The organism is Burkholderia sp. 3C (genome assembly GCF_054589155.1).
Window position 1 is genome coordinate 104,487 of sequence record NZ_BAAILN010000030.1, and the last position, 4,976, is coordinate 109,462.

Here is a 4,976-nt window from a genome sequence, read left to right on the forward strand (position 1 = left end):
GACGGATTGGATGGGTTCCATGATTGCTCTCCGGTCAGGAGGTCAGAATTCGGTTGAACTGAACGGTCGATGCGCACGGCCGCACGGCACGCGGGTCAGGCGCGCCGCACCTTCGAGGCGAACAGGCCTTGCGGGCGCAGCATCAGGATGATCACGACGGTCAGCAGCGTCAGCACGCGCGCCGTCGAGCCGGACAGGAAGAACTCGCTGATCGACTGCATCTGCGCGATGCCGAACGCCGAGGCCACCGTGCCGAGCAGGCTCGCCGCGCCGCCGAACGTCACCACCAGGAACGAATCGACGATGTAGAGCGAACCGCTGGTCGGCCCGGTCGAGCCGATCGCCGTGAACGCGGCCCCGGCCACGCCGGCCACCCCGCAGCCGATCGCGAACGTCATCCGGTCGGTGAGCCGCGTGTTGATGCCGGCGGCGTTCGCCATCGGCCGGTTGGCCACCGTGGCGCGCACCCGCAGGCCCCAGCGCGAGCGGTACAGCGCGAGCAGCAGGCCGCCCGTCATGACCAGCGCCAGCCCCATCACGAACATGCCGCTCACGGGAATGTCGAGGCCCTGCGACGGCTCCCACGAGCCCATCAGCCAGTCGGGCAGTTGCGGGCTGACTTCCTTCGGGCCGAACGTCGAGCGAAACACCTGCTGCATGCCGAGGCTCAGGCCCCAGGTGGCGAGCAGCGTGTCGAGCGGGCGGCGGTACAGATGCCGGATCAGCGCCCATTCGGCCAGCCAGCCGGCCGCGAACGCGATGAAGAACGCGGCCACGATCGCGATGAAGAAATACACCGGCGTGATCGCGTGCCAGACGTTCTGCGCGAACCACGAGAACAGATAGACGGTGTACGCGCCGATCGTCATGAATTCGCCGTGGGCCATGTTGATCACGCCCATCTGGCCGAAGATCACGGCGAGGCCGAGGCCCATCAGCAGCAGGACGCTGAACAGGCTCAGGCCGGCGAAGCCCTGCATCAGCGTGATATTGAAAATGTCGGTAGCGGACATCGAAAACCTCCTCGCGCGGCGGCCGGGCGGCCGCCGCCATGCGCGTGATACAGCGTGCGGAGCCTTGCGGCCCCGCGCCGGCTTACATGTAGCCCTTCGGGAACGGGTTCGGCTGGATCGGCGCGTCCGATGCCGCCACCACCTTGAACTGGCCGTCCGCCTGGCCTTCGCCGATCAGCGAGCGGCTCCACAGGTGATGGTTCGGATCGACCTTCGCGTAGCCCTGCGGCGCGTTCTTCAGCTCGATACCGGCCGAGGCGGCCACCACCTTGTCCACGTCGAAGCTGCCGGCGCGCTCGCAGGCCGCCTTCCAGATCCACGGCCCGAGATAGGCCGCCTGCGTGACGTCGCCGATCACCGATTTCTGGCCGTAGCGCGCCTTGAACGCCTGCACGAATTTCTTGTTGTTGTCGTTGTCGAGCGATTCGAAGTACTTCATCGACGAGAAGAAGCCCGCGAAGTTTTCGCCGCCGATGCCGAGCACCTCGTCCTCGGTCACCGACAGCGTCAGCAGGAACTGCTTCTGCGGCGTGATGCCGGCCGCCTTCAGTTGCTTGTAGAACGCCACGTTCGAGCCGCCCACCACGGTCGCGAAGATGCAATCCGGGCGCGCCAGCTTGATCTTGTTCATCAGCGAGTAGAAATCGGTGGTGCCGAGCGGGTAGTACTCCTCGCCCACCACCTTCGCGTGCAGGTGCTGCTCGATATGGCGGCGCGCGATCTTGTTCGAGGTGCGCGGCCAGATGTAGTCCGAACCGATCAGGAAGAAGCTCTTGGCCTTCTTGGTGTTCGAGGCCCAGTCGAGCGCCCAGACGATCTGCTGGGTCGCTTCCTGGCCCGTGTAGAACACGTTCTTCGACTGCTCCAGGCCTTCGTAGAAGGTCGGGTAGTACAGCAGGCCGTTGTCCTTCTCGAACACCGGCAGCACCGCCTTGCGCGAGGCCGAGGTCCAGCAGCCGAACACCGCCGCCACGTGGTCGTTTTCCAGCAGCTTCTTCGATTTCTCGGCGAACGTCGGCCAGTCGGACGCGCCGTCTTCCTGGATGATCTGGATCTTGCGGCCGAGCACGCCGCCCATCGCGTTGATCTGCTCGATCGCGAGCCGCTCCGCCTGGATCGAGCCCGTCTCGGAGATCGCCATCGTGCCGGTGGCCGAGTGAAGCTGGCCGACCGTCACCGTGGTGTCCGTGACGGCCAGCTTGGTCGTGTTGACCTTGGCGGTCGGCGGAGTCTGCGCATAACCGGCGCGCGGCAGGCCGAGCGCCATCAGCGGCGCGGCGGCGAGGCCGCCGATCAGGCGCCGGCGCAGCGGCGACGGGGCTTCGTCATCGAATCGATCGTCTACGGACATCACATTCTCCTTGTCGGGTCGCACCGCCGGCGAATCGTGGCCGGCGTGTGAGGCGAAATGTAGGAAGCCAAATAAACGATCGAAATACGTCGATTGACGTATATCCGGGCCCGCGCCTGGAATGTAACTTGCGTGACGCATGCCTCCCGCCACGGACGCACCAACCTGGATCACCCGAGATGGCATCCATGCACCCGAGCGCCGCACCCGCCCCCGAGCACGCGGCGCGACCCAGCACGCAGCGCATCGTCAAGGTGCGGCGCGACTACAACGCCTGGGTCGGCGACGAAACCCTCGAGGATTACGCGCTGCGCTACACCCCGAGTTCGTTCCGGCGCTGGTCGGAATTCCGGGTCGCGAACACCGCGATCGGCGCGGTGTCGTTCCTGGTGCTGGAGGCGATCGGCGGCAGCCTGGTGGTGGATTACGGCTTCACCAACGCGGTGTGCGCGATCGCCGCCGTGTCGGTGCTGATCTGGCTGACCAGCCTGCCGATCAGCTATTACGCGGCGCGCCACGGCGTGGACATGGACCTGCTCACGCGCGGCGCCGGCTTCGGCTATATCGGCTCGACCGTCACCTCGCTGCTGTACGCCAGCTTCACGTTCATCTTCTTCGCGCTGGAGGCGGCGATCATGTCGCTCGCGCTCCAGATGATGTTTCCGATCTCGATCGGGCTCGCCTACGTGATCAGCTCGCTGGTGGTGATTCCGATCGTGATGTTCGGCATCACGTTGATCAACCGCCTGCAAAGCTGGACCCAGCCGCTGTGGCTGGTGCTGTTCGTGCTGCCGTACGCGGGGGTGCTGTGGCATCACCCGGGGCTGCTGCGCGAATGGTCCACGTTTGCCGGCTTCGCGCACGAGGGCCGCGCGTTCAGCACGATCGCGTTCGGGCAGGCGGCCACCGTGGTGTTCGCGCTGATCGTGCAGGTCGGCGAGCAGGTGGATTACCTGCGCTTCCTGCCGCCGCTCACGCGCAAGAACCGCCGGCGCTGGTGGATCGCGCTGCTGTCGGCCGGCCCCGGCTGGATCGTGCCAGGCGCGCTGAAGATGCTCGGCGGCGCGTTCCTGGCGTTCATCGCGATCCAGCACGAGATCGACGTGGCGCACGCGGTGCAGCCCACCCAGATGTACCTGGTCGCCTATCACCTGCTGCTCGACCCGCTCGGGCTGGCCGCCTGGGCGGTGCCGGCCGCGGTGCTGTTCGTGATCGTCTCGCAGTTGAAGATCAACGTGACCAACGCCTACGCCGGCTCGCTCGCGTGGTCGAACTTCTTCGCGCGGCTCACGCACAGCCACCCGGGGCGCGTGGTGTGGCTGGTGTTCAACGTGCTGATCGCGCTGCTGCTGGTGGAGCTGGGCGTGTTCGACGCGATCGGCAAGGTGCTGTCGATGTACGCGAACGTTGCGATCGCCTGGGTGGGCGCGCTGTTCGCCGACCTGGTGGTCAACAAGCCGCTCGGCTACAGCCCGCGCGACATCGAGTTCAAGCGTGCGCACCTGTACGACATCAACCCGGTGGGCGTGGGCGCGATGGCGATCGCCGCCGTCACGGCGATGCTGGCGCACGGCGGCGCGTTCGGCGAGCTGGCGCAGGCGATGTCGCCGTTCATCGCGCTGGGCGTGGCGTTCGTCTGCGCGCCGGCCATCGCGATCCTCACGCGCGGGCGCTACTACCTCGCGCGCCAGGCCGAACCGGGGCCGCCTGGGCCACCCGGGTCACCTGCGGCGCTGCGGCGCTGCGCGATCTGCGAAAACGAATTCGAGCGCGAGGACACCGCGTACTGCCCGGCCTACGGCGGCACCATCTGCTCGCTGTGCTGCTCGCTCGATGCGCGCTGCAACGACCGCTGCAAGCCGCACGCACGGATCGCCTCGCAACTCGACCGCGCGCTGCACCGGCTGTTCCCGAACGCGCGGCTCGGCGTGGCCGGCGTGCGGCTCGCGCATTACCTCGGCCTGGTGCTGGCGATGCTGATGCTGCTCGCCACCGTGCTGTACCTGATCTGGTCGCAGAGCGCCGACACGCTCGCGGTGCCCGGCTCGCCGGCCTGGCGCGAGGTGGCCGGCAGCTACGTGAAGGTGTTCGTGGCGCTGTCGCTGATCGGCTGCATCGCCGCGTGGTGGCTGGTGCTGGAACGCGAGAGCCGGCGCGTCACGCAGGAGGAATCGCAGCGCCAGACCGAGCTGCTGATGCACGAGATCGACGCGCACCAGAAAACCGACGCCGCGCTCAAGCGCGCCCGCGCCGCCGCCGAATCGGCCAACAGCGCGAAAAGCCGCTACGTGACGGGCTTGAGCCACGAGCTGCGCACACCGCTGAACAGCATCCTCGGCTATGCGCAACTGCTGCTGCAGGGGCGCGACGACATTCCGCCCGCGCGGCTCAACGCGATCCGCACCATCCACCGCAGCGGCGAGCACCTGCTGGCGCTGGTCGACGGCCTGCTCGACGTGGCGCGCATCGAGGCCGGCAAGCTGCAACTGAACGTCACGCCGATCGCGCTGCCCGAATTCCTCGCGCAGATGACGGCGATGCTGCGCCCGCAGGCGGTGGAGAAGGCGATCGATTTCGTGGTGCAGCCGGCCGGCCGGCTGCCGGCCACCGTC

At 67.4% G+C, this 4,976-nt stretch carries 3 protein-coding genes; 1 reads left to right on the forward strand and 2 read right to left on the reverse strand.

The genetic code is table 11. From position 1 onward, the window contains the following. Positions 1–95: 95 nt before the first annotated feature. Together urtB and urtA are read right to left on the reverse strand one after the other, a co-directional pair. A complete protein-coding gene (gene urtB, locus ACYP33_RS04565) occupies positions 96–1,013 on the reverse strand; it encodes an urea ABC transporter permease subunit UrtB (protein WP_414442451.1) in 918 nt (305 codons plus the stop codon). Between the two features lie 82 nt (positions 1,014–1,095). Further along, a complete protein-coding gene (gene urtA / locus ACYP33_RS04570; RefSeq protein ID WP_414442452.1) occupies positions 1,096–2,364 on the reverse strand; it encodes an urea ABC transporter substrate-binding protein in 1,269 nt (422 codons plus the stop codon). Positions 2,365–2,543: 179 nt separating this feature from the next. Here urtA and ACYP33_RS04575 point away from each other — a divergent pair. Further along, a partial coding sequence (locus tag ACYP33_RS04575; RefSeq protein ID WP_459620003.1) for a histidine kinase dimerization/phospho-acceptor domain-containing protein occupies positions 2,544–4,976 on the forward strand: 2,433 nt, incomplete at its 3' end.

Excerpts from the sequence above, each read along its gene's own strand:
- urtB (WP_414442451.1), bottom strand. The coding sequence starts at position 1,013 with ATGTCCGCTACCGACATTTTCAATATCACGCTGATGCAGGGCTTCGCC.
- urtA (WP_414442452.1), bottom strand. The coding sequence starts at position 2,364 with ATGTCCGTAGACGATCGATTCGATGACGAAGCCCCGTCGCCGCTGCGC.